General features: G+C 52.4%; 16 protein-coding genes. 11 read left to right on the forward strand and 5 right to left on the reverse strand.

What is annotated here, in order from left to right:
* Window positions 1-84 precede the first annotated feature (84 nt).
* Window positions 85-1,686 carry a CTP synthase gene (locus AB1I67_RS11495; RefSeq protein WP_367030009.1) on the reverse strand — a complete coding sequence of 534 codons (1,602 nt, stop codon included), beginning with the start codon at window positions 1,684-1,686 and terminating at the stop codon, window positions 85-87.
* 230 nt (window positions 1,687-1,916) lie between these two features.
* On the opposite strand from AB1I67_RS11495, the gene ftsH reads away from it, so the two are divergent.
* Window positions 1,917-3,947, forward strand: a complete 2,031-nt coding sequence (gene ftsH, locus AB1I67_RS11500; RefSeq protein WP_367030010.1) for an ATP-dependent zinc metalloprotease FtsH — start codon at window positions 1,917-1,919, stop codon at window positions 3,945-3,947.
* Window positions 3,948-4,021: 74 nt separating this feature from the next.
* Here ftsH and AB1I67_RS11505 read toward each other — a convergent pair whose 3' ends face one another.
* Window positions 4,022-4,456, reverse strand: a complete 435-nt coding sequence (locus AB1I67_RS11505; RefSeq protein ID WP_367030011.1) for a hypothetical protein — start codon at window positions 4,454-4,456, stop codon at window positions 4,022-4,024.
* A 93-nt stretch (window positions 4,457-4,549) separates the two neighbouring features.
* Here AB1I67_RS11505 and AB1I67_RS11510 point away from each other — a divergent pair, with 93 nt between their 5' ends.
* The 4 genes from AB1I67_RS11510 to AB1I67_RS11525 all read left to right on the forward strand — a co-directional run bounded on the left by AB1I67_RS11510 (window position 4,550) and on the right by AB1I67_RS11525 (window position 13,529).
* Entirely contained in the window at window positions 4,550-8,080 is a 3,531-nt protein-coding gene (locus tag AB1I67_RS11510) for a PD-(D/E)XK nuclease family protein (protein WP_367030012.1), read from the forward strand.
* Window positions 7,989-11,876: a helicase-exonuclease AddAB subunit AddA gene (gene addA / locus AB1I67_RS11515; RefSeq protein ID WP_367030013.1), complete on the forward strand. Its 3,888-nt coding sequence runs from the start codon at window positions 7,989-7,991 to the stop codon at window positions 11,874-11,876. The genes AB1I67_RS11510 and addA overlap by 92 nt, the downstream gene beginning before the upstream one ends.
* A gap of 141 nt (window positions 11,877-12,017) precedes the next feature.
* Window positions 12,018-13,310: an MATE family efflux transporter gene (locus AB1I67_RS11520; RefSeq protein WP_367030014.1), complete on the forward strand. Its 1,293-nt coding sequence runs from the start codon at window positions 12,018-12,020 to the stop codon at window positions 13,308-13,310.
* Between the two features lie 30 nt (window positions 13,311-13,340).
* Window positions 13,341-13,529, forward strand: a complete 189-nt coding sequence (locus AB1I67_RS11525; RefSeq protein ID WP_367030015.1) for a DUF6472 family protein — start codon at window positions 13,341-13,343, stop codon at window positions 13,527-13,529.
* Between the two features lie 31 nt (window positions 13,530-13,560).
* Here the strand turns inward: AB1I67_RS11525 and AB1I67_RS11530 are convergent, their stop codons facing one another.
* The 3 genes from AB1I67_RS11530 to AB1I67_RS11540 all read right to left on the reverse strand — a co-directional run bounded on the left by AB1I67_RS11530 (window position 13,561) and on the right by AB1I67_RS11540 (window position 15,464).
* The gene (locus tag AB1I67_RS11530; protein ID WP_367030016.1) at window positions 13,561-14,049 is read right to left on the reverse strand and encodes a C-GCAxxG-C-C family protein; all 489 of its coding nucleotides are present in this window, start codon (window positions 14,047-14,049) and stop codon (window positions 13,561-13,563) included.
* Window positions 14,050-14,105: 56 nt separating this feature from the next.
* Entirely contained in the window at window positions 14,106-14,918 is an 813-nt protein-coding gene (locus AB1I67_RS11535) for a DUF4261 domain-containing protein (RefSeq protein ID WP_367030017.1), read from the reverse strand.
* Window positions 14,919-14,981: 63 nt separating this feature from the next.
* Entirely contained in the window at window positions 14,982-15,464 is a 483-nt protein-coding gene (locus AB1I67_RS11540; RefSeq protein ID WP_367030019.1) for a GNAT family N-acetyltransferase, read from the reverse strand.
* Window positions 15,465-16,084: 620 nt separating this feature from the next.
* Between AB1I67_RS11540 and AB1I67_RS11545 the strand changes: the two genes are divergently transcribed.
* The 6 genes from AB1I67_RS11545 to AB1I67_RS11570 all read left to right on the forward strand — a co-directional run bounded on the left by AB1I67_RS11545 (window position 16,085) and on the right by AB1I67_RS11570 (window position 21,869).
* A complete protein-coding gene (locus AB1I67_RS11545; protein WP_367030020.1) occupies window positions 16,085-16,627 on the forward strand; it encodes a hypothetical protein in 543 nt (180 codons plus the stop codon).
* 55 nt (window positions 16,628-16,682) lie between these two features.
* On the forward strand, window positions 16,683-17,051 hold the full coding sequence (locus tag AB1I67_RS11550) for a hypothetical protein (RefSeq protein ID WP_367030021.1): 369 nt from the start codon (window positions 16,683-16,685) through the stop codon (window positions 17,049-17,051).
* A gap of 241 nt (window positions 17,052-17,292) precedes the next feature.
* Window positions 17,293-18,702 carry an amino acid permease gene (locus AB1I67_RS11555; protein WP_367030022.1) on the forward strand — a complete coding sequence of 470 codons (1,410 nt, stop codon included), beginning with the start codon at window positions 17,293-17,295 and terminating at the stop codon, window positions 18,700-18,702.
* A 16-nt stretch (window positions 18,703-18,718) separates the two neighbouring features.
* Entirely contained in the window at window positions 18,719-19,933 is a 1,215-nt protein-coding gene (locus AB1I67_RS11560; protein ID WP_367030023.1) for an aspartate kinase, read from the forward strand.
* Between the two features lie 10 nt (window positions 19,934-19,943).
* Window positions 19,944-20,195, forward strand: a complete 252-nt coding sequence (locus AB1I67_RS11565) for a DUF4321 domain-containing protein (protein WP_367030024.1) — start codon at window positions 19,944-19,946, stop codon at window positions 20,193-20,195.
* Window positions 20,196-20,390: 195 nt separating this feature from the next.
* A complete protein-coding gene (locus AB1I67_RS11570) occupies window positions 20,391-21,869 on the forward strand; it encodes a S41 family peptidase (RefSeq protein ID WP_367030025.1) in 1,479 nt (492 codons plus the stop codon).
* Window positions 21,870-21,925 lie beyond the last annotated feature (56 nt).

Genomic DNA, 21,925 nt, shown 5'->3' on the forward strand with positions numbered 1-21,925 from the left:
CGGAGCATTTCTGCAAATATAGAAACAGGGCGGATATAAAACAGGACCGGCCTGTGTAAAGCCGGTCCTGCTGGATAAAACATGTCAGCGGTTTTTGACAGCCGCTTCTATAAATCCGCGAAAAAGAGGATGGGGGCGGTTAGGCCTGGATTTTAGCTCCGGATGGGCCTGGGTTGCCATAAACCATGGGTGGGAAGGAATCTCAACCATCTCTACAATCCTTCCGTCGGGAGAGATGCCGGAAAGCATCATTCCGTTTTCTTCCAGGACGGCACGGTAATCGTTGTTGACTTCATAGCGGTGGCGGTGGCGTTCATGGATGGTCTCCTCCCCATACAGCTTATAGGCTTTGGAGGTTTTATCCAGGATACAGGGATAGGAGCCGAGCCTTAAGGTTCCGCCGATATCCTCAACGCCGTTCTGGTCCGGCATCAGATGAATGACGGGATGGGAGGTGCCCGGGTCCAGCTCGGAGCTGTGGGCGTCGGCAAGGCCTGCTACATCACGCGCAAATTCTACGATGGATAGCTGCATGCCCAGGCACAGTCCTAAAAATGGGATGCCGCGTTCACGGGCATAGCGGATGGCGATGAGTTTTCCGTCAATTCCGCGGGAACCAAAGCCGCCGGGTACCAGGATCCCGCTCACGCCGCCAAGCAGCTCCTCTGCGTTTTCTAAGGTGAGTTCCTCCGAATCCACCCATCTGATATTGACGTTTACATGGTTTGCAACAGCTCCGTGCTTTAAGGCTTCGACCACGGAGATATAGGCGTCGTGAAGCTGGATGTATTTGCCGACCAAAGCCACGGTGACTTCATCCTGAGGATGCTTCCAGGCATCGATCATGGCGCGCCAGTCCGTGAGATCCGGCTTCGGGCAGTCCAGCTTTAAGCACTCACAGGCCACCTCCGCCAGATGTTCTTCCTCCATGGCAAGGGGGGCCTCATAGAGCACGTCCACGTCAAGATTCTGGAGCACGTGGGTTGGGGGTACATTGCAGAACAGGGCGATCTTGCTGCGGATGCTGTCGTCCAACGGAAGCTCGCTGCGGCAGACAAGGATATCCGGCCAGATCCCCATTCCCTGCAGATCCTTTACGCTTGCCTGGGTGGGTTTTGTCTTTAATTCTCCGGATGCTCTCAGATAGGGAATGAGGGTCACGTGGATCAGAATGGCGTTATCACGGCCGACCTCATGCTGGAACTGGCGGATCGCTTCCAGAAACGGCTGGCTCTCAATGTCGCCGACTGTGCCGCCCACCTCGATGATGGCGATCTCTGTTTCGGTGGTGGAGTAGTTGCGGTGGAACCGGCTCTTGATCTCGTTGGTAATGTGGGGGATTACCTGTACGGTGCCTCCGCCGAAGTCTCCGCGGCGTTCCTTCTGGAGCACGTTCCAGTATACCTTGCCGGCGGTCACGTTGGAATTCCGGGTCAGGCTCTCATCGATGAAGCGCTCATAATGTCCAAGATCCAAGTCTGTTTCGGCGCCGTCGTCCGTGACGAACACTTCACCGTGCTGGACCGGGTTCATGGTGCCCGGGTCGATGTTTAAGTATGGGTCGAATTTCTGCATGGTGACTTTGTAGCCGCGCGCTTTTAAGAGGCGGCCCAAGGATGCAGCAGTGATTCCCTTGCCCAGACCGGATACAACGCCGCCTGTGACGAAGACATATTTTACTGGCATAAATTTTGAAACCTCCTTTTCGTATGGGGATGATACCTGATAGTGTGAACAGTTGCAAAAAAAATAACCCGTCCATTATACAATCCCATGCTGCGGAAATCCAGAACTTTTTAAAATTTTAATATTTTTAAGAGGAGTTTCCTTGATTTCTTTCAGGACACCCAGTATAATGAGGAATAGTTGTGTAAAACAGCCAATGGATACAAGAGGAACAGGAGAAATTACCCAATATGGATAATAATGCAAACAACCAGCCGGGGGATAACGGCAATAATAATAAATTCCCAAAGAATCAGCTTGTGATCATGCTGTTTGCCGCAATGATCACGCTTTTTGCGGCGACCATGATGAAGAATTACATGAGCGACCGGAGCCAGAAGGAGATCAGCTACGACCAGTTTGTTCAGGAAGTGGAACAGGGCGAGGTGGCGTCTGTCACTGTGCGGAATGCCCAGATCGATATCCAGTATAAGGAAGAATCCGATAAATTCAACCCGGCGATCAAGACCTACACGATCCCCATGGAGCGGGATTACCGCCTGGCGGACCGTCTCCTCGGCAACGGAGTGGAGGTAAAACGGGAGCGTCAGGATACCACAGCCATGCTGGAGTCCATACTGGGACTGGTGCTGCCATTTGTATTTATCGTCATTTTCATGAACTTTATGATGAAGCGCATGGGCGGTGTGGGCAAGAGCAACGCCAAGGTCTATATGCAGAAGGAGACCGGCGTGACCTTTGCAGATGTGGCTGGTCAGGATGAGGCGAAGGAATCCCTGGTGGAGCTGGTGGATTTCCTGCACAATCCGGGGAAATACACCCATATTGGGGCAAAGCTGCCCAAGGGCGCTCTGCTTGTGGGACCGCCTGGAACCGGTAAGACCCTGCTTGCAAAGGCCGTGGCGGGAGAGGCGCAGGTGCCGTTTTATTTCCTGTCCGGTTCGGATTTTATGGAGCTGTATGTGGGCGTGGGCGCATCCCGTGTCCGCAATCTGTTTAAGCAGGCGCAGCAGACGGCTCCGTGCATCATCTTTATCGATGAGGTGGACTCCATTGGACGAAGCCGCAGCGGATACGGCGGCAGTGATACTGAACAGCAGCAGACCTTAAACCAGCTGCTCTCGGAGATGGATGGTATGGATTCCTCAAAGGGGCTTTTGATGCTGGCTGCCACCAACCGGCCGGAGGTCTTAGATCCAGCCCTTCTGCGTCCGGGACGCTTTGACCGGCGCATCATCGTGGATAAACCGGATCTGAAAGGACGTGTGGATATCCTGAAGGTGCACTCCAAGAATGTGGCGATGGATGATACGGTGGACTTAGATGCGATCGCCCTGGCGACTTCCGGGGCAGTGGGTTCCGACCTTGCCAATATGATCAACGAGGCGGCCATCCTTGCAGTCAAGCAGGGACGGAGCGCTGTGTGCCAGAAGGACTTATTCGAGGCCGTGGAAGTGGTGCTGGTGGGCAAGGAGAAAAAGGACCGCGTGCTGAACAAGGAAGAACGCCGGATCGTTTCCTACCACGAGGTGGGTCATGCACTGGTGAGCGCCCTGCAGAAGGATGCGGAGCCGGTACAGAAGATCACCATTGTACCCCGGACCATGGGTGCGTTGGGATATGTGATGCATGTCCCGGAGGAAGAAAAATACTTAAACAGCAAAAAGGAACTCCAGGCGATGCTGGTGGGCTGTCTGGCAGGCCGTGCTGCTGAGGAGATCGTGTTTGACACTGTGACAACAGGCGCTGCCAATGATATTGAAAAGGCGACCAGGCTGGCCCGCGCCATGGTGACCCAGTACGGCATGTCCGAGAAGTTCGGGCTTATGGGTCTTGCGACCCAGGAGGACCAGTACCTGACGGGACGTATGGTGATGCAGTGCGGTGACGCCACGGCTGCGGAAGTGGATGATGAGGTCATGAGGATCTTAAAGGAATCCTACGACGAGGCCAAACGCCTCCTCTCTGAGAACCGGGAGGTCATGGATCAGATCGCAGAGTTCCTGATCGAGAAGGAGACCATCACCGGCAAAGAGTTTATGGAGATATTCCGGCGCTGCAAGGGCATCCCGGAGCCGGTGCAGGATCTGACTGCGGCTGAGAAGCTGGAAGCGGAGACCATGGAAGCGAAACAGGAGATCGCAGACGGCGGGGCGGCGCAGCCGGAGGATGAGGGCAGCGCGGCAGAGCCGAAAGAAGACCGGCTGGAAACTTTAGCAGGCGAAGCTGGCTGGGTTGGACCAGAAGACAAGGCTGAATAAGATAAACAGACATAAGCTGAGGGTACCGCTTTATCACCTTATACAGGTGGTCAGGCGGCGCCCTCTTTTTATGGTCACTTTACTTCTGCCTTTTTCAGGGCTTTCTCTATGGCCTGGATCAGTACCTGCGAGGTGTAACGGGCATCCTCGGAGTAGGTCAGGTTCTCTAAGGACTGGGTGTCGCAGATCTGTTTTGTCAGACTCTGTAAGGACGGCTGCACCAGCGGGTACATGGTGGCGACCGAATCACTTAAGGGCACCATGGAGATGGAGGAGATGTGGTCAGAATCTACCGCTACCTCTACATTTACTTCCTGGGAGCCGAGGGTCAGGGACGCAGAATAGACGCCGGGTATGTAGAGAACCTGGTCGGAGGCGGCAGGTGCATCTTTCTTTGGACGGAACATGATGAAGAGCAGTGTGACCAGCAGTATGCCAAGACCGATAAAAATGGCGGTATATATGATTTCTTTCATTCGCAGTACAACGATTTTTGTTTTGGAACTCATGGGAGACCTCCGTGCATGTTTGTTATAATCTATTCTCCGGTTCTCGTTTTTATGATATACTACTTATTATCAGTATTGGAAAGGGGCAGCAATATGTCTTTACAGTTGATTCTGGGTGGTTCTGGCTCGGGTAAGACCACCTTTTTATATGATAAGATCATTCGTTCTTCTATAGAGCATCCGGACCGGCAGTATTTTCTGATCGTGCCGGAGCAGTTCACCATGCAGGCGCAGAAGGATATTGTATCGGCGCATCCGGGGCATGGCACGATGAATATTGACATTGTCAGCTTTAACCGTCTGGCCTACCGGATCTTTGAGGAGCTGGCAGTGGCAAAGCTGCAGGTTCTGGACGATATGGGCAAGTCCATGGTGCTGCGGAAGGTGGCGGCGGCCCAGAAAAAGAAGCTGGGCCTTTTCTCCGGTCATTTAAGCCAGACTGGATTCATCAACCAGATGAAGTCCCAGCTCTCGGAGTTCTATCAGTACGGGATCACGCCGGACACCCTGCGGGAAATGGCGCCCCTTGCGGGAAGTCCGCTGCTGAAGCAGAAGCTGGAGGATTTATCAGTGGTGTTTACCGCTTTCCAGGATTATATCAGGGAGCATTATGAGAACGGGGTGGTCAGCGAGCAGGTGCTGGATATTCTCTGCAAGGTCATTCCGGATTCTGGACTGCTGAAGAACAGCGTGATCGCTCTGGACGGATATACAGGCTTTACGCCGGTACAGTACCGGCTGGCCGAGCTGTTTATGGTATATGCCAGGCAGGTAGTGGTGACGGTGACGGCAGACCCGGAGATATCCATGTACCGGTCCATGGGAGTCCAGAACCTGTTTTACATGAGCCGCCAGATGACCGTAAGGCTCTCAGAACTGGCAGAGAAGAATAATATAGAGAAGCTCGATGATATCCAGATGGAAAAAACTGCCCGCCATGACCGGTGCGGAGCGGAAGGGGAGAAGGCACAGGCAGGACGGTTCCCGGAGGGCGGCGAGCTGGCATTCCTGGAAAAGAGGCTGTTCCGCTATGGGCGCGGCAGCTATACCGGGGAGATGGATGGGAGCCTGGAGCTTTATCAGGCGGTGAACCCATCCGGCGAGGTGGCCTGCGTGGTCCACAGGATCCAAAAGCTTCTTCGGGAGGAGGGGCTTAAGTACCGGGATATCGCGGTGATAACCGGGGATTTAAGCGGCTATGGGAAGGAGATCGCTCACCAGTTCGAGCAGAGCGAGATCCCGTATTTCCTGGATGATAAGAAGAATATCCTGGACAACCCGATGGTGGAGCTGATCCGGGCTGCCCTTGAGGCGGTGCGGCGGGATTTTGATTATGAGAGCGTGTTCCGTTTTCTCCGCACCGGGCTGGTGAGCCGTGACCGGGAGATGACGGACCGTCTGGAAAATTACGTGATCGCACTGGGTATCCGCGGCGGCAAACGCTGGCGGGAGACCTGGGAGAGGACCTACCGGGGGGCGGCGGGGTTAAACCTGGCGGAGTTAAATGCCTATAAGGACCAGACTATGGCTCCGCTGTTTGCCATGCAGGATGCATTCCGGCAGGAGCATGTCACCATCGCTGTGATGGTGCAGGCGGTCCGGCAGCTTCTCGCGGACTGTGGTGTGGAGGAGAAGCTGCAGGCGTACCGGGAGTATTTTGCCGGCATCCGGCAGTTCCGGCTGGCCAAGGAGTATGGACAGGTATACGGTCTGGTGGAGGAGCTTTTTGAGCGCCTTTCGGAGCTGCTTGGCGAGGAGAAGGTGGGACGGAGAGAATTTATGGAGATCCTGGATGCGGGATTTGCAGAGCTTTCTGTAGGAGTGATACCGGCGACCGTGGACCGGGTTGTGGTCGGGGATATCACCCGGTCCCGTCTGGCTCATGTAAAGGCGCTGTTTTTTGTGGGCGTGAATGACGGCATTGTGCCCGCGAGGAAGGATGGCGGGAGTCTTTTGTCTGACCGGGAGCGGGAGTTTTTCGGGGAGCACCAGCTGGAGCTGGCGCCGACCGCCAGGGAGGAGAGCTTCCAGCAGAGGTTTTACCTGTATCTGATGATGACAAAGCCTTCAAAGAAGCTGGTGGTGTCCTTTTCCATTGTGGGAAATGACGGGAAGAGCAGGAGGCCGTCCTATCTGATCGGAGAACTGAAAAAGATCTTTCCCCGGTTAAAATGCCGGGAGGCTGAAAAAAGTGGGGAGAGCGCAGCCTACACGGTCGTGGAGGCCAGACAGCAGCTGATCGGCGGACTGAGGCAGTACCGGGACGGAGGCCTTACGCCTGACTGGGGATCGGGATCAGACGCAGGACAGCAGACGGAGGACGGGACGGAGCCTGGCACAAGGCCGCAGCCGGAAGCGCAGTTTTTAGAACTGTATAAGTGGTTCTGCACCTCGGAGGAGTACAAAAGGGAAGCCCGTCGTCTGGTGGACGCGGCCTTTTATGTATATGAAAAGCAGGGCATTGGACATGCGGTGGCGCAGGCGCTCTACGGCAATATCTTGAGCGGCAGCGTGACCAGGCTTGAGCAGTATGCAGCCTGCGCTTACGCCCATTTTCTGAAATACGGGCTGGAGCTTTCTGAGCGGCAGCGGTTTGAGCTGGCGGCGGCGGATATTGGCAACCTGTTCCACGACTCCATCGACTTATGCTTTAGGAAGGTGGAGGAGGAAGGGCGTGACTGGAGGTCTATCACCGACGCAGAGCGGACCGGACTGGTAAAACAGTGTGTGGAGCAGGTGACCTCGGATTACGGCAATACCATTTTAAACAGTACCGCGCGAAACGCCTATCTTGCCCGCAGAGTGGAGAATATTACCCAACGGACCATCTGGGCATTGCAGCAGCAGATCAAACGAGGGGACTTTACCCCCGCCGGCTTTGAGGTGTCATTTTCCGCTGCGGACAATCTGGAAGCCATGAAGATCGCCCTGTCGGATCACGAATCCCTGCACCTTAAGGGAAGGGTCGACCGCATGGACTTATGCCAGGATGAAGATCAGGTATACGTAAAGATCATCGACTACAAATCCGGCAGCACATCCTTCGATCTGCTGGCTCTGTACTATGGCCTCCAGCTCCAGCTTGTGGTGTACATGGACGCGGTGATGGAGCTGACCGGCCGCAGCTATCCGGATAAGGAGGTGGTCCCTGCGGGAATCCTCTATTACAATATCGCTGACCCGATGATCCAGAAATCAAGACAGACGGATCAGGAGTCCATCAATGCACAGATCCTGCGCCAGCTGAAGATGAACGGCTTGATCAACAGTGAGCTGGATGCCATCCATCATCTGGACAATACCATTGAAAAAGAATCCGATATTATCCCGGTGGTGTTAAAGGATGATGCCGTGCAGGAAGGGAAATCCTCCGTCGCCAGCCGGGAGCGGTTTGAATATCTGCGCCGTTTTGTCCATGAGAAGCTGAAGACTGCCGGACGGGAGATATTAGACGGGGAGGTTGGCGCAGTGCCGTACAAGAGCGGGCAGCGGACTGCCTGTGATTACTGCCCGTACCATGCGGTGTGCGGATTTGACAAAAAGACTGCCGGGTATGATTACCGGAGATGGAAGAACAGGAAAACAGAAGAGATCTGGGAGGAATTATGTCAGCAAGATCAGTAAACTGGACGAAAGAGAGCAGCAGGTCATCGAGAGCCGTGGGAAGAACCTGCTGGTCAGCGCCGCGGCGGGCAGCGGAAAGACCGCCGTGCTGGTGGAGCGGATCATCCGTATGGTGACGGAAGGAGAGCATCCTCTGGATATCGACCGGCTGCTGGTGATGACCTTTACCAATGCGGCGGCTGCGGAGATGCGGGAACGGATTGGCGCTGCCATTGAAGAAAAATTGAACGGGGACCCGGAGAATGCGCACCTGCAGATCCAGGAGACCCTGGTCCATCATGCCCATATCACGACCATCGACAGTTTTTGCCTGAATGTCATAAGGGAGCATTTCAATCTGCTGGATCTGGACCCCGCCTTTAAGATCGGGGATGAGGGCGAGCTGCTTTTGCTGCGGGGCGATGTGATGCAGGAAATGCTGGAGGACCGCTATGACTTAAAGGATACGCGGTTTGAACGGTTTGTGGAGACCTATGCCCAGGGGAAGGGGGACGCGGGGATAGAGGATTATATCATGCAGGTGTATACCTTTTCCCAGAGCAATCCTTATCCGGAACAGTGGATCGCCCAGTGCCGCCAGGAGCTGTCCGCTGGATTTTCCATGGACTGTGCCTGGATGGAGTTTCTCATGGAGGACATAAAGCGGCAGGCGTCAGAGCTGAAGCTTCAGATTACGGATGCGCTCCTGGTGTGCCAGGAAGACGAATTCTTGTGCGCTTATGCGCCCATGCTCACCCAGGATGCCCGCCAGCTTGACCTGGTCTGCGGGGCGCCGGATTTTGAAGCCCTGTACGGCTGTCTCGCCCAGATTGCCTGGGACAGGTTGGCGACAGTCCGGAGCAAGGAGGTGGACCCGGAGAAAAAGTCTTATGTGACCGGGTGCCGCGACCGGGTAAAGAAGGCTGTGGGCAAGATGCGGGAGCTTTACTGCTTTGCGCCGCCCCAGGAGATGATGCAGGACTTAGAGGGCACCAGTGAGGCGGTGGCCGTGCTCTTAGATCTGACGGAGGAGTTTGCCAGCCGTTACCAGGAAAAGAAGCGGGAGCGGAACCTGGTGGATTTCAATGACCTGGAGCACGAGACGCTGAAGGTGCTGATGCGCCAGGAAGATGGAAAGACGGTGTACACGGAAGCGGCAGACGAACTGAGCCAGCAGTTTGAGGAAGTGCTGGTGGATGAATACCAGGACAGCAACCTGGTGCAGGAGGCCCTTCTCCATGCAGTATCGAGGGAGCGGTTTGGCAGGAACAACGTATTTATGGTGGGGGATGTGAAACAGAGCATCTACAAATTCCGTCTCGCAAGGCCCGAGCTGTTTCTGGAAAAATATGATACCTACGAGCCGTACGATGAGGGGGACGGAGGCTGCAAAAAGATTGAGCTGCACCAGAATTTCCGAAGCCGGGAGCAGGTGCTTTCCGGGATCAACGATGTATTTTATAAGATCATGACGGAGAATCTCGGGAGCATCCGCTATACGGAGGATGCTGCGCTGCATCCGGGAGCGAAATTCCCGGAGCCGGAGTCTCCCGGGCAGGTGGAGGAAGCACAGGACTGCGCAGAGCGCCGCCCGGATGATCCGGGGAAACGTCTGGCCGGGATCCCGGAGCTGCTTGTGATGGATACGGGGGATGCTGCGCTTTCTCAGATGGATGAGGATGCGGCAGATTATACGGCGAAGGAACTGGAGGCGAAGCTCATAGCCGGAAGGATCCGGGAGCTGACGGATACAGAGCACGGAATGCTGGTCTGGGATAAGCGCTTAAACGGTTGCGGGGGGTACCGGATTGCAGAATACCGGGATATCGTCATCCTTCTTCGCAGCGCCGCCGGATGGACGGAAACTCTGTTGTCCGTGCTGATGAATGAAGGAATCCCTGCTTTTGCGGAGTCACGGATGGGGTATTTTAACACGCTGGAGGTGGAGACGGTCTTAAGCCTTTTGTCTGTTATAGATAATCCCATGCAGGATATTCCCCTGGCGGCGGTCCTGAAATCGCCGGTCGTGGGACTGACGGACAAAGAGCTTGCGCAGGTTATGGCGAAATACCGATCCTGCGCCGATAAAGGGCAGGACCGGGGGCTGTATGGAGCGGTCCGGTATTATCTGTTGTCTCATGAGGAATCGTCTGAAGGAAACGGCGAAATGGCAGGAACCGCCGGTCAGGAGGCTGGGACCGACGGAGCAACGGTCCGGAAGCTGAAGGATTTTAAGCGCATGCTGGAACACTTCCGCATGCAGAGCACCTATCTTCCGATCCATGAGCTGATCTATGGGCTTTACGGAGAGACCGGCTATTACCATTATGTTGCGGCCATGCCTGCCGGGGAGACCAGAAAGGCAAACCTGGACATGCTGGTGGAGAAGGCCGCGGATTATGAACAGACCAGCTACAAGGGACTGTTCCATTTTGTCCGGTATATTGAAAAACTGAAGAAGTATCATACGGATTTTGGTGAGGCTGTGACGGTCGGGGAAGAGGATAACACGGTACGGATCATGAGCATCCATAAGAGTAAGGGCCTGGAGTTTCCGATTGTGTTCCTGGCCGGGATGGGAAAGAAGTTCAACCGGCAGGATGTATACGGGAAGATACTGATCGATCCGGAGCTGGGGATCGGGACAGATTACCTGGATATAGAGAACCGGCTGAAGACCACAACCTTAAAAAAGAATGCCCTGCGCCGGAAGATGGAGCTGGACAATCTGGGGGAGGAGCTGCGGGTGCTTTATGTGGCGATGACCCGTGCAAAGGAGCAGCTTATCATGACCGGAACGGACCGCTATCTGGCAAAGAATCTGGAGAAGCATGCACAGGTCCCGGTTGTGGACGGACAGATCCCCTATACCATTCTGGCTACCGCAGGCTCGTATCTGGACTGGATCCTGATGTGTTTAAGCGGCGGTCAGGCGCGCATCCGTATGACAGAGGTGCCGGTTGAAGAGATTGTGGGCGGCGAGATGGTAAGGCAGATCCAGACAAGACAGTCGAGAGAACGTTTGCTGGGGCTTGACACGGAGAGGGAGTATGACGGCGCTTACCGCCGGCAGCTGGAGCGGCATCTGGGTTTTTCCTATCCTTATGCGGCGGATATCCGGCTGCACACCAAGATGTCCGTGTCGGAGCTTAAAAAGCAGGGACAGATGACCGATGAGGCGGAGAGCGTCTGCATGGAAGGCCCATTGACGCCCGACTGGGAGGAATGGCTTACAAAGCGGTGGGAGAATGCCGGAAAGCAGGAGGAATCCATATCTTACAGTGATATTGCCCCGGACGGAGGCGCCGGTGCGGCGAGAGGTACGGCGTATCACCGGGTCATGGAGCTGCTGCCTTTCGACCAGATGGAGAGCCAGGCGGACGTGGAGGCGTACCTTGCCCGGATGGTGGAACGAGATCAGATGACGGCGGAGAGCTGCGGTCTGATCGACAGCAGCGCCGTCTGGACCTTCCTTTCCTCGGAGTTTGGGCAGCGCATGAAGCGGGCGCAGGCCAAAGGGCGGCTTCACAAGGAGCAGCAGTTTGTTATGGGAATACCCGCGCGGGATATGGGAGCCGGGGATTCAGACGAGCTGGTGGTGATCCAGGGTATTATCGATGCGTTCTTCGAAGAGGAAGAAGGTCTGGTGCTGATGGACTATAAGACAGATAAGATCAGCCGGGAAGAGACCCTGGTGGAGCATTATAAAAAACAGCTGGATTATTATGAGCGGGCGCTTGAGCAGATGACGGGAAAGCCGGTCAAAGAGAAGGTGATCTATTCCCTTACCCTTCAGAAGGCGATCACGGTCGCATGAAAAGTGATTGCAGAATTTTTCAAAAGTGCTATAATTCATGAGGGGTTTGAGGGGAATCAATAGGATGAGAGGACAAAACACATGATACGAGACTTGACAGAAGGAAATCCACAAAACCTGTTATGGAGATTCACCGTTCCAATGTTCATCAGCGTTATATTCCAGCAGCTCTACAATATTGCAGACAGCGTGATCGCCGGTAAGTTCGCCGGGGAGGATGCGCTGGCAGCGGTAGGGGCTTCCTACCCGATCACCATGATCTTCATGGCTATCGCTGTGGGGAGTAATATCGGTTGTTCCGTGGTGATCTCCCAGTTTTTCGGGGCAAAGCGGTATGACCAGATGAAGACGGCAGTCTATACGACCCTGATATCAGCGACTGCTTTGTCGGTGATCCTGACGATCGCGGGACTTTTGGGAAGCCGCGGGCTGATGCGCATGATCCAGACCCCGGAGAATATTTTTTCGTCCGGAGATCTGTATCTGAGGATTTATATAGCCGGATTTTTGTTTCTGTTTTTATATAATGTGGCGACCGGGATCTTCACATCCCTTGGGGATTCCAAAACGCCGCTGTATTTTCTGATCGGTTCTTCCCTCGGCAATATCGTGCTGGACTACTGGTTCGTGGCGGGATTTGGCTGGGGCGTGGCTGGTGTGGCGTGGGCGACCTTTATCGCGCAGGGGATCGCCTGTGTGCTGGCGCTTGTCACGATGGTGGTCCGGTTAAGGAGCGTGAAGACCGAGAAAAAGCCGGTGGTGTTTTCCATGGAAATGCTGGGGCGCATCAGCCTGATCGCAGTACCCAGTATCCTGCAGCAGAGCTTTATCTCCATCGGAAATATCTTTGTTCAGGGACTGATCAACTCCTTTGGTTCTTCCGTTATCGCGGGATATTCGGCGGCGGTGAAGCTGAATACATTTACACTCACCAGTTTCACTACCCTGGGGAATGGTATTTCCAGCTTTACGGCGCAGAATATCGGCGCCGGGAAGGTCGAACGGGTGAAAGAGGGAATGAAAGGCGGCGTAAAGCTGGGGATCATCCTGACGGTGCCGTTTCTTGTGGCGTTCTTTGGGTTCGGCAGCCAGATGATGTCCCTGTTCATGAAGGAGGACAGCACCGTGGCGATGCAGACCGGCGTGGAGTTTTTGCGGATCGTCTCACCGTTCTACATTGTGGTGGCGATGAAGCTGGTATCAGATGGGGTGCTGCGCGGTTCCGGCTCCATGAAGGAATTTATGGTGGCGACCTTCTCGGATCTGGTATTGAGAGTGGTCTTGTCGTTTGTGTTTGCAGGGTTCTTTGGCGTGACGGGCGTGTGGCTCTCCTGGCCGGTGGGCTGGGTGACCGGCAGCGTATTGTCACTGTGGTATAACCGGAAGGTGACGAAGCGCCTGGAGGTCCGTCTGGCACAGAGCCCGCAGGCGTAGATTTTTTAGCGCTGGAAAGGAATGGGATATATGAAAGAAAAACAGCAGTCCAACTGTGAGAGCTGTATGTATTATGAGTATGATGATGATTATGAATGTTATACCTGCGGCATGGACTTAGATGAGGATGAGATGGTGCGGTTTTTGTCAGATCGTTTTTTCAACTGTCCTTATTATCGTCTGGGTGATGAGTATATGATCGTGAGGAAACAGCTTTAGCATCTGCGGCCGGGGCATTTGTCCCGGCCTTTTAGATCATGGCTTCCAGAATCATAGCCTCCAGGATCCCTGCGGCGTCAGCCACCAGCTCCGCGCAGGGACGTTTTTTATAGTAGGCGGCGGTGCGGGCGGAGGGAGTAGGGGCATCGACATGGTGGTCCAGCCCCAGAAGCTCCCGGCACACAATGCTGCCGTTCTTGTCACGGAAGTCCGTTGCCAGCGCCTGGACGCGCTCGTACTGGGCTTTTTTTCCTTCGGTGTCTCTGGGGTCACTGTAGCCGTAGAAAAGCCCTGCGGCAAGAAACATGCCGCTGATAGCGCCGCAGACTTCACGCAGGCGTCCCATCCCTCCGCCGAAGGAGGAGGCCATACGCGCCGCTGTGTCTTTGTCCAGCCCAAGTTCCTCATGGAAGGCCAAAAGGACGGATTGGGCGCAGTTGTAACCTTCCAGAAAATATGCTTTTGCTTTTTGACTGTGATCCCCGGTTATGGGGCAGTTTGGTATATCTGGCTTGTTCATATGGAATTCCTCACTGGATTTTCTCTGATTCTTTTTGGTAAAATGATCTGCCGGATTCAATTTCCATATCCGATCTTTAAGGTCTGGCCATCCAGGGCGATTCCTTTGCTACGCGTGATCGGCAGCTTCTGGTCTTCAGTAAAGCCTATGGTCTCTCCGTCATTTAAGGTGACGTCGCTTTCCAGAATATAGGTGACGATGTCCAGCATGAAGCTGTGGATCTCATTGAAGTCTGCTTGTTCCGTGTCCGTATAGACCTCGATCTCGTCCCGGCCAAATTTCTTCATGCCATAAGTATAGATCCCGGCCTGTTTCTTGTCCCGGTGGATCCCAAACCATACCCAGTTCATGACAGGAAGCGTCCCGTCCTTCATCATCATCGAAAAGTCGCGGTAAAATTCAGGCTGAAATACGGCTCCATCCGTGTACACAGCCACGGCATGTTCCTGGTTCAGACAGGAGGAGACCGCCTTGGTAAACAGTTTGCCGCGTTCAAACGGGCCGGCGTCCTCTCCAAGCACTGCAACCAGGATCTGCGCTTTATGTTTTTTGGTCGTCTCAACAGCATCGGGCCACATGTAATTAGCTGCCGCATATGTTTCCGCCTCTCCATTGGGAACCGGCATATCCATAAAGCTGACAGCCAGGCGCATCCCGTCCAGCTCCAGAACGAGGATATCCCTGTATTTTTCATCCTCTTCGTCATCGATGGCCGGCGCGGCGTCGATGTCCCAGTCTTTCTTAAGATCCTTTACGAACTGCTCCCTGTCCCAGGATGGTTCGGACAAAAGCACAAAGCCTATGAAGCCGCTTGCCTCCTGATTCTCAGTCTGTTTCTTTTTCTTCTTTCCAAAGCTAAATAAACCCATGGTTGGTTCCTCCTGTGAAATTCTGTGGACTAATTGAAAGTTTTCTCTCTGACAAGCCGGAAATTATAAATCAAGCCTCATATAAATTGATGTATCCATAGGGCTATCGTTATAACTTTTAATTTCATAAAAACCATATTTTTTATACAGGCGTACTGCACTCTGCAAAAAAGGCAATGTGTCTAACAACATATGGATATATCCGATTTCTTTTGCAGCTCTGATAATTTCTTGCACCAAATAATCTCCAATATGCTGCCCTCTAAACTGTGGCCGTACATATAAGCGCTTCATCTCACAATTAGCTTCATCAATCTTTCGCAGTCCGATGCAGCCTGCCAATTTATTGTCATAATACGCCAGCAGAAGTCTCCCCGCAGGAATACCATATTTCGCCTCTAAATGTTCCAATTCTTCATCATAATTCTGGACTTTAAGATATTTTTCAAAGCTGGGATCTCCCGCAATCAACATATTTGTATATTCAGAAAACAATGTTTTCACTTCTTCCTTATGCGAATACGCCGGAATCAGTTCTACGTCCATGTTGTCCTCCTTCATGACTGAGTTTCTACCCTATAGAAATTTTCTTCGGATAATTTTTGCTTTCTCATTCAACAGTTGTAATAAATCTTCATGCAGTTCATAGCAATCATGTCTGCCATGAACAGCCATATCATATTCTGTAAAGTTGTTACATTCTATTCGCCGCCCTGTTTGAATCCCAAGTGGTTGTAATTCATATATGATTTATTTTACCTCTGTAACTTCCCATTTAGTGATTTCATCTTATCATATTATGAAGCAGCCTACAACAGGGAATGATGTTGAAAACAACGGAATTTGAACCATTACACTGCCTTGTCACCAGATTGCCGCAGCTGTAAAATGTGGAAGCTGATGACGATCATTTCTTGACAACAGCAGATGGGTATTGTATAGTATAGACAGTTTTCCGCGGGACTCCTTCCCGCGACAATTTCCGAAATCTTTTTTGCAGTTTTGACGGCGGCTCGCCGGAGATTTCCTGGTTTGATGCAGTACATGAATTCTACCATTTGTATCAGCGTTTTTACAGTTTTCCGTTGTCTGGACATTTCTCTTGTCTCAGGCGGATTTCATGATTGAAAACACATCTAAAACATCTTATAATGGAGGTATCAGCAATGAGAAGAAACAGAAAACACAAGGACAAGGTATTTGTGATGGTTTTTAAGAGACCGGAGGATCTTCTGGATCTGTACAACGGCCTGAATAAAAGCCACTATGACAATCCCGATGATCTGGAGATCACGACACTGGAGGATGCCATTTACATCCATATGAAGAATGACATGTCGTTCCTGATCGATAACACCCTAAACCTGTGGGAACATCAAAGCTCCTACAACCCTAACATGCCGGTGCGCGGGCTTTCCTATTTTGCGAAGCTGTATCAGAAATATATTGATCAGCACAAGATCAATATATTCAGCACCAGTTTAAAACCGCTGCCATTTCCTCAGTATTTTGTATTTTACAACGGACCGCAGGAAGCGCCTGACCGGAAAGAACTGCTGCTTTCAGATGCATTTAAGATATCTGTAAACGGGCATGAGGATAGCAGTGAGAGGATATCCAGGATACCGTGTCTGGAGGTACGGGCTACGATGCTGAACATCAACAGTGGTCACAACCGGGAGTTGATGGAGAAGCTGCAGGAGGCTTAAGGAGTACGCCCAGTTTGTTGAGAAGATCCGGGATTATCAGAGGAGCGGGCTGCCTGTGGAAACTGCGTTGGACCAGGCGGTTAATGATTGTATCCGGGAAGGTGTCTTAGAGGATATCTTGTCAGGACATAAAGCGGAGGTGATGACAATGTTTCTGACAGAATATGACGAAGAACGCCATATGGAGATGGAGCGGGAAGAATGGGAGGCAATCGGTATCACGAAAGGAGAGGCGATCGGCATCGCTAAAGGCGTAAGAGCCCTTGTGGAGACCTGCCAGGAGCTTGGACTTTCCCGTAAGGAGGCGGGCGGAAGACTTCAGGCAAAGTTTTCAGTAAGCGCTGACACTGCGGAAGCATATCTGAAATCGTACTGGAAAAATGACGCTGAGACCGGGACTGCTGACGAAAAAAGCAACACTTAAATGAAAGGATGAAGAGCGCTGAAAAAGTCTGGTTCTTTGAAAAAATCAGGTTTTTCAGTGCTCATTTTGGCTTATCTGGCATTTTCCTGCAGGTTGCCTTTTATGCGGATTTATGCTATAATTCGACGGTACGTGTGTGGAGAGAATCTCATGGCAGATTCTCTCCACATTGTCGGTTTTGGGATTGTTTAACAGATTAATGTGTTAACAGTCCATAATATAACTAAAGGAGATTAAGAAAATGGAACAAAAAGGCGGGGACAAGAAAATCCTATGGTACAGCCTGGCATTTATGGCATTTTCCACAGTGTGGGGCTTTGGAAATGTAATTAACGGCTTTTCCGAGTACGGTGGGCTGAAGGCTATCGTATCATGGATCATGATTTTTGCTATTTATTTTGTACCGTATGCATTGATGGTCGGCGAAATGGGATCTGCCTTCAAGAACGCGGGCGGCGGTGTCAGCTCCTGGATCCAGGCCACGATCGGGCCGCAGATGGCTTACTATGCGGGCTGGACATACTGGGTGGTGCATATGCCCTATATTTCCCAGAAACCAAGTTCTACGGTGATCGCTGCAAGCTGGGCGATCTTCCAGGACAAGCGCGCCAGCAGCATGAACACGACCATCCTGCAGATCATCTGCCTGGTGATCTTTATTTTCGCCATGTATTTGGCAAGCAAAGGTGTCAGCATGCTTAAGAAGCTGTCCACACTGGCTGGTTCTACCATGTTCATCATGTCCATGCTGTTTGTACTGATGATGATCGCGGCGCCGGCTATCACGGATGCAAACCTGTTGGAAATCGACTGGTCGCTTAAGAACTTCATGCCGACTTTTGACGCAAAGTTCTTTATGGGATTGTCCATCCTGGTGTTTGCGGTGGGAGGCTGTGAGAAGATTTCACCATATGTAAATAAGATGAAGGACCCTGCCAGGGATTTCTCAAAGGGTATGATCGCACTGGCGGTCATGGTTGCGGTTACCGCTATCCTTGGAACCGTATCTCTCGGCATGATGTTCGATTCCAACAATGTGCCTCAGGATCTGATGACCAACGGCGCTTACTATGCATTCCAGAAGCTGGGAGAGTATTATCATGTGGGCAACCTTTTTGTGATCATCTATGCGATCACCAACCTGATCGGCCAGTTTTCCGTTATGGTAATATCCATCGATGCGCCTCTGCGGATGCTGCTTGACAGCGCGGACGAGCGGTTCATTCCGAAAAAGATGTTTAAGCAGAATGAACATGGCGCATATGTGAACGGACATAAGCTGATCATGGCGATCGTGTGCGTATTGATCGTAGTACCGGCATTTGGTATTAAAAATGTGGATGTACTGGTCAGATGGCTGGTAAAGGTAAATTCCGTGTGTATGCCTCTGCGTTATCTGTGGGTATTTGTGGCATATATTGCGCTGAAAAAGGCCGGCGAGAAATTCCCTGCGGAATATCGTTTTGTGAAAAATAAGACACTGGGAATCATTCTGGGCGCATGGTGCTTTGGCTTTACCGCATTTGCCTGCCTCACTGGTATCTATTCTGAGGATCCGTTCCAGCTGGTGCTCAACATTGTTACCCCGTTCGTACTGGTGGGACTTGGGTTTATCCTGCCGATGATGGCGAAGAAGGAACAGAAAGCATAGGAGGAAAGAAGACCATATGGCTCTGATCGTACAGAAATTCGGCGGAAGCTCTGTCGCAGATGCGGACAGGCTCCGCCATGTGGCAAAAATCATCACGGATACGTATCGTGCGGGCAATCAGGTAGTTGTGGTGCTGTCGGCTCAGGGAGACACCACGGATGAACTGATTGAAAAAGCGCATGAGATCAATCCTCATGGCTCCAGCCGGGAGATGGATATGCTGCTTGCCACTGGAGAGCAGATCTCCGTGGCGCTCTGCGCTATGGCGGTGGAAGCTCTGGGCTGCCCGGTCATTTCCCTGACCGGCTGGCAGTCCGGCATGGTGACCAACACCAAGTCCATGAAGGCCCGGATCAAGCGGGTGGAAACGGAGCGGCTGGAAGCGGAGTTAAGCCAGAAAAGGATCGTCATTGTGACGGGATTTCAGGGGATCGACCGCAATGAGAACATAACCACCCTTGGCCGGGGCGGGTCGGATACGTCGGCGGTTGCGCTGGCGGCGTCGCTTCATGCGGACCTCTGCCAGATCTATACCGATGTGGACGGCGTTTATACGGCGGATCCCAGGCTCGTACCGGGCGCAAGGAAACTGGATGAGGTCACCTACAACGAGATGCTGGAGCTTGCCACGCTGGGGGCGCAGGTTCTGCACAACCGGTCGGTGGAGATGGCGAAAAAATACAATGTCAGGCTGGAGGTTTTATCCAGCTTCACGGGCAATCCCGGAACCGTAGTGAAGGAGGTCGTAAAACGCATGGAGAAATCATATATCAGCAGTGTGGCTGTGGACAAGAATATCGCGCGGATCGCGCTGATCGGAGTGCCTAACGAGATCGGCACCTCATTTAAGGTGTTTTCCCTGCTGGCCCAGAACAATATTAATGTGGATATCATTCTTCAGGGAATTGGTCATGAGGACGGAAAAGATATCTGTTTTACCGTTGCAAGCTCCGATTTAGAGGCAGCGTCTGAGCTTTTGGAGCAGAATAAAGACCGGATACTCTTTAACCGTCTGGAGACCAATGAGGATGTGGCAAAGGTTTCTGTGGTGGGAGCCGGAATGATCAATAACCCTGGCGTCGCTGCCAAGCTGTTTGAGGCGCTGTATGACGCCAACATCAATATCAACATGATCTCCACAAGTGAGATCAAGATATCTGTGCTGGTGGACCGGAAGGATGCGTCGAAAGCGGTGGAGGCTATCCACGACAAGTTTTTTGAGATGATGTAGAGGACATAAGATGAGAAATAAGAATTTTTGGATACTTCTGCTCTTGCTGCTTGCAGGGATTGTTCTGGGAGGTTTCCTGGGGAGCCTGGCGGAGGGGACCGCATGGCTGTCATGGCTGAATTTTGGTCAGTCCTTTGGGCTGGATTCGCCGTTAATCTTGAACTTTGGGGTACTGGTCATTACCTTTGGCCTGTCTATCAAGATCACTATGGCAAGCATCATTGGAGTGGCGGTGGCTTTGATCATTTACCGCCTGATCTGAGGCTGTTCTTCAGAAAATACATAATTGTTTAAGAGAGGCTGTCACGCCTTTGATCGGGAGATCCGTATCCTCCAGGTCAAAGGTGCGGCAGCTTTTTGGTATGGCTTTTCCGTGATTTTTGTACAGTTCTTGCCAATAGGAATGCCGGGCAGTATAATGGTATTAATTTTATCCATGTTGAAGGAGGGGTTGAGGATGTGGCAGTTACAGGAAACGTTCAAGAGACGGGAATCTCCCTGTCTGGGCAGGAGGCAAGTCCGGGTAACGCTTGCTGCGCTGGCCCTGGCAGCAGGACTTGTGGCCGGATGGGGTTCAGTGAAGGCGGAGGCGGCAGAGGCATCCGGGGAGCTCACACTGGATGAGCGGTTTAATGAGCTGTATTATGGGAATCTGGAAGCGCAGGAAACCAGAAACGGGATCGGTTTGACAAAGGAGCAGATGTTGGAGGATTATGATTACCTGTATCGGTCGATCCGGGAGAACTGGCCTTATGTGGGGGTTGCCAGACGTAAGGCGGGGGCAGACCTGGATGCCAGTTATAAAGAAGGAAGAATGCGGCTGGAAGCCGCTGGGACAGACGTGGATTTCTATATTGAGGTATCGAAGCTGGTGGATTCCATGAAGGGGATCGGCCATCTCAGCGTTTATGATCCCTACACAGTATCCAGTGAGGTGAGGGGATACAAACAGTATCAGGACTCAGGGCAGTGGCCGGAGGAACTTGACTGGTACAGGCCCTGGATCGCTGACTGGCTCAGTGATCCGGTGGTAAGGAATGAGTCTGCATGGAAGGAGCTTTTAAAAGCTTCTTTCAGCTCGGCCTATGACCAGACTATGGAAGAATTCGGGATTGATCAGGGGAATGCGGCAGAAAATGTGCACACGGAGATTATCGAAGAGGGAAAGACGGCTTACTTGTCCATCGCTGCTTTCGATATGGATTCCTACGATGAGGACAAAGAGATCCTGTTTGACTTTTACAGGCAGGTGGCTGATTATGACAATCTGATCATAGATATAAGGGAAAACGGGGGAGGAGGGATGCCCTACTATATGGACCTGATCGTGGCCCCCAACACGGAAAAGGATCTCTGCTGGCTGAATTATGTGTTTGTAAAGGATGGGGAGATCAACCGGAAATACAACTCTGATCTGCATGAGGTGTTTTTTTCTCTGGATACGCCAGTTGATCAGATAAGGGAGCAGATGCTGAAGAGCTGGTCCGGAAGGCAGAGGGAAGCGGTGGAACCTCTTCTGGAACATATTGGAGTTCCGGAAAAGATGAATCAGGAGGATTTAAAAGAGCTGGATCTGTATGCGCCGGATGTGATGTACATAGAGTCACTTAATGGGGAGCGGATGTTTCAAGGAAAGATATGGGTCCTTGTGAGTGGAAATGTTTATTCCTCATCAGAATCTTTTGCGTCCTTCTGTAAGACGACAGGCTGGGCGGCTCTCGTCGGAACCCGCACCGGCGGGGACGGCATCGGGTCTGATCCGCTGATGATCGTGCTGCCCAACAGCGGACTTGTGAGCAGATATGCCTGGATTTATGGAACGGTGCAGGATGGGACCGGGAGCGAAGAGTTTGGGACGGAGCCAGACTATATTTCCGGACCGGGAGAATCAGCGCTGGAAACATGTCTGAGGCTGATCAGGGAAAATGGCCGGTAAAATGTATGATTCCAACGTTGCCATTCTCAGGGGAACGTGCTAGAATCGTATGTATC

Source organism: Clostridium sp. AN503 (assembly GCF_040719375.1).
Taxonomy (GTDB): domain Bacteria; phylum Bacillota; class Clostridia; order Lachnospirales; family Lachnospiraceae; genus Brotaphodocola.

Bases quoted from the DNA above. Each gene is read 5' to 3' on its own strand.
- AB1I67_RS11495 (WP_367030009.1), bottom strand. From the start codon at position 1,686: ATGCCAGTAAAATATGTCTTCGTCACAGGCGGCGTTGTATCCGGTCTG.
- ftsH (WP_367030010.1), top strand. From the start codon at position 1,917: ATGGATAATAATGCAAACAACCAGCCGGGGGATAACGGCAATAATAAT.
- AB1I67_RS11505 (WP_367030011.1), bottom strand. From the start codon at position 4,456: ATGAGTTCCAAAACAAAAATCGTTGTACTGCGAATGAAAGAAATCATA.
- AB1I67_RS11510 (WP_367030012.1), top strand. From the start codon at position 4,550: ATGTCTTTACAGTTGATTCTGGGTGGTTCTGGCTCGGGTAAGACCACC.
- AB1I67_RS11520 (WP_367030014.1), top strand. From the start codon at position 12,018: ATGTTCATCAGCGTTATATTCCAGCAGCTCTACAATATTGCAGACAGC.
- AB1I67_RS11525 (WP_367030015.1), top strand. From the start codon at position 13,341: ATGAAAGAAAAACAGCAGTCCAACTGTGAGAGCTGTATGTATTATGAG.
- AB1I67_RS11530 (WP_367030016.1), bottom strand. From the start codon at position 14,049: ATGAACAAGCCAGATATACCAAACTGCCCCATAACCGGGGATCACAGT.
- AB1I67_RS11535 (WP_367030017.1), bottom strand. From the start codon at position 14,918: ATGGGTTTATTTAGCTTTGGAAAGAAGAAAAAGAAACAGACTGAGAAT.
- AB1I67_RS11540 (WP_367030019.1), bottom strand. From the start codon at position 15,464: ATGGACGTAGAACTGATTCCGGCGTATTCGCATAAGGAAGAAGTGAAA.
- AB1I67_RS11545 (WP_367030020.1), top strand. From the start codon at position 16,085: ATGAGAAGAAACAGAAAACACAAGGACAAGGTATTTGTGATGGTTTTT.
- AB1I67_RS11555 (WP_367030022.1), top strand. From the start codon at position 17,293: ATGGAACAAAAAGGCGGGGACAAGAAAATCCTATGGTACAGCCTGGCA.
- AB1I67_RS11560 (WP_367030023.1), top strand. From the start codon at position 18,719: ATGGCTCTGATCGTACAGAAATTCGGCGGAAGCTCTGTCGCAGATGCG.
- AB1I67_RS11565 (WP_367030024.1), top strand. From the start codon at position 19,944: ATGAGAAATAAGAATTTTTGGATACTTCTGCTCTTGCTGCTTGCAGGG.
- AB1I67_RS11570 (WP_367030025.1), top strand. From the start codon at position 20,391: ATGTGGCAGTTACAGGAAACGTTCAAGAGACGGGAATCTCCCTGTCTG.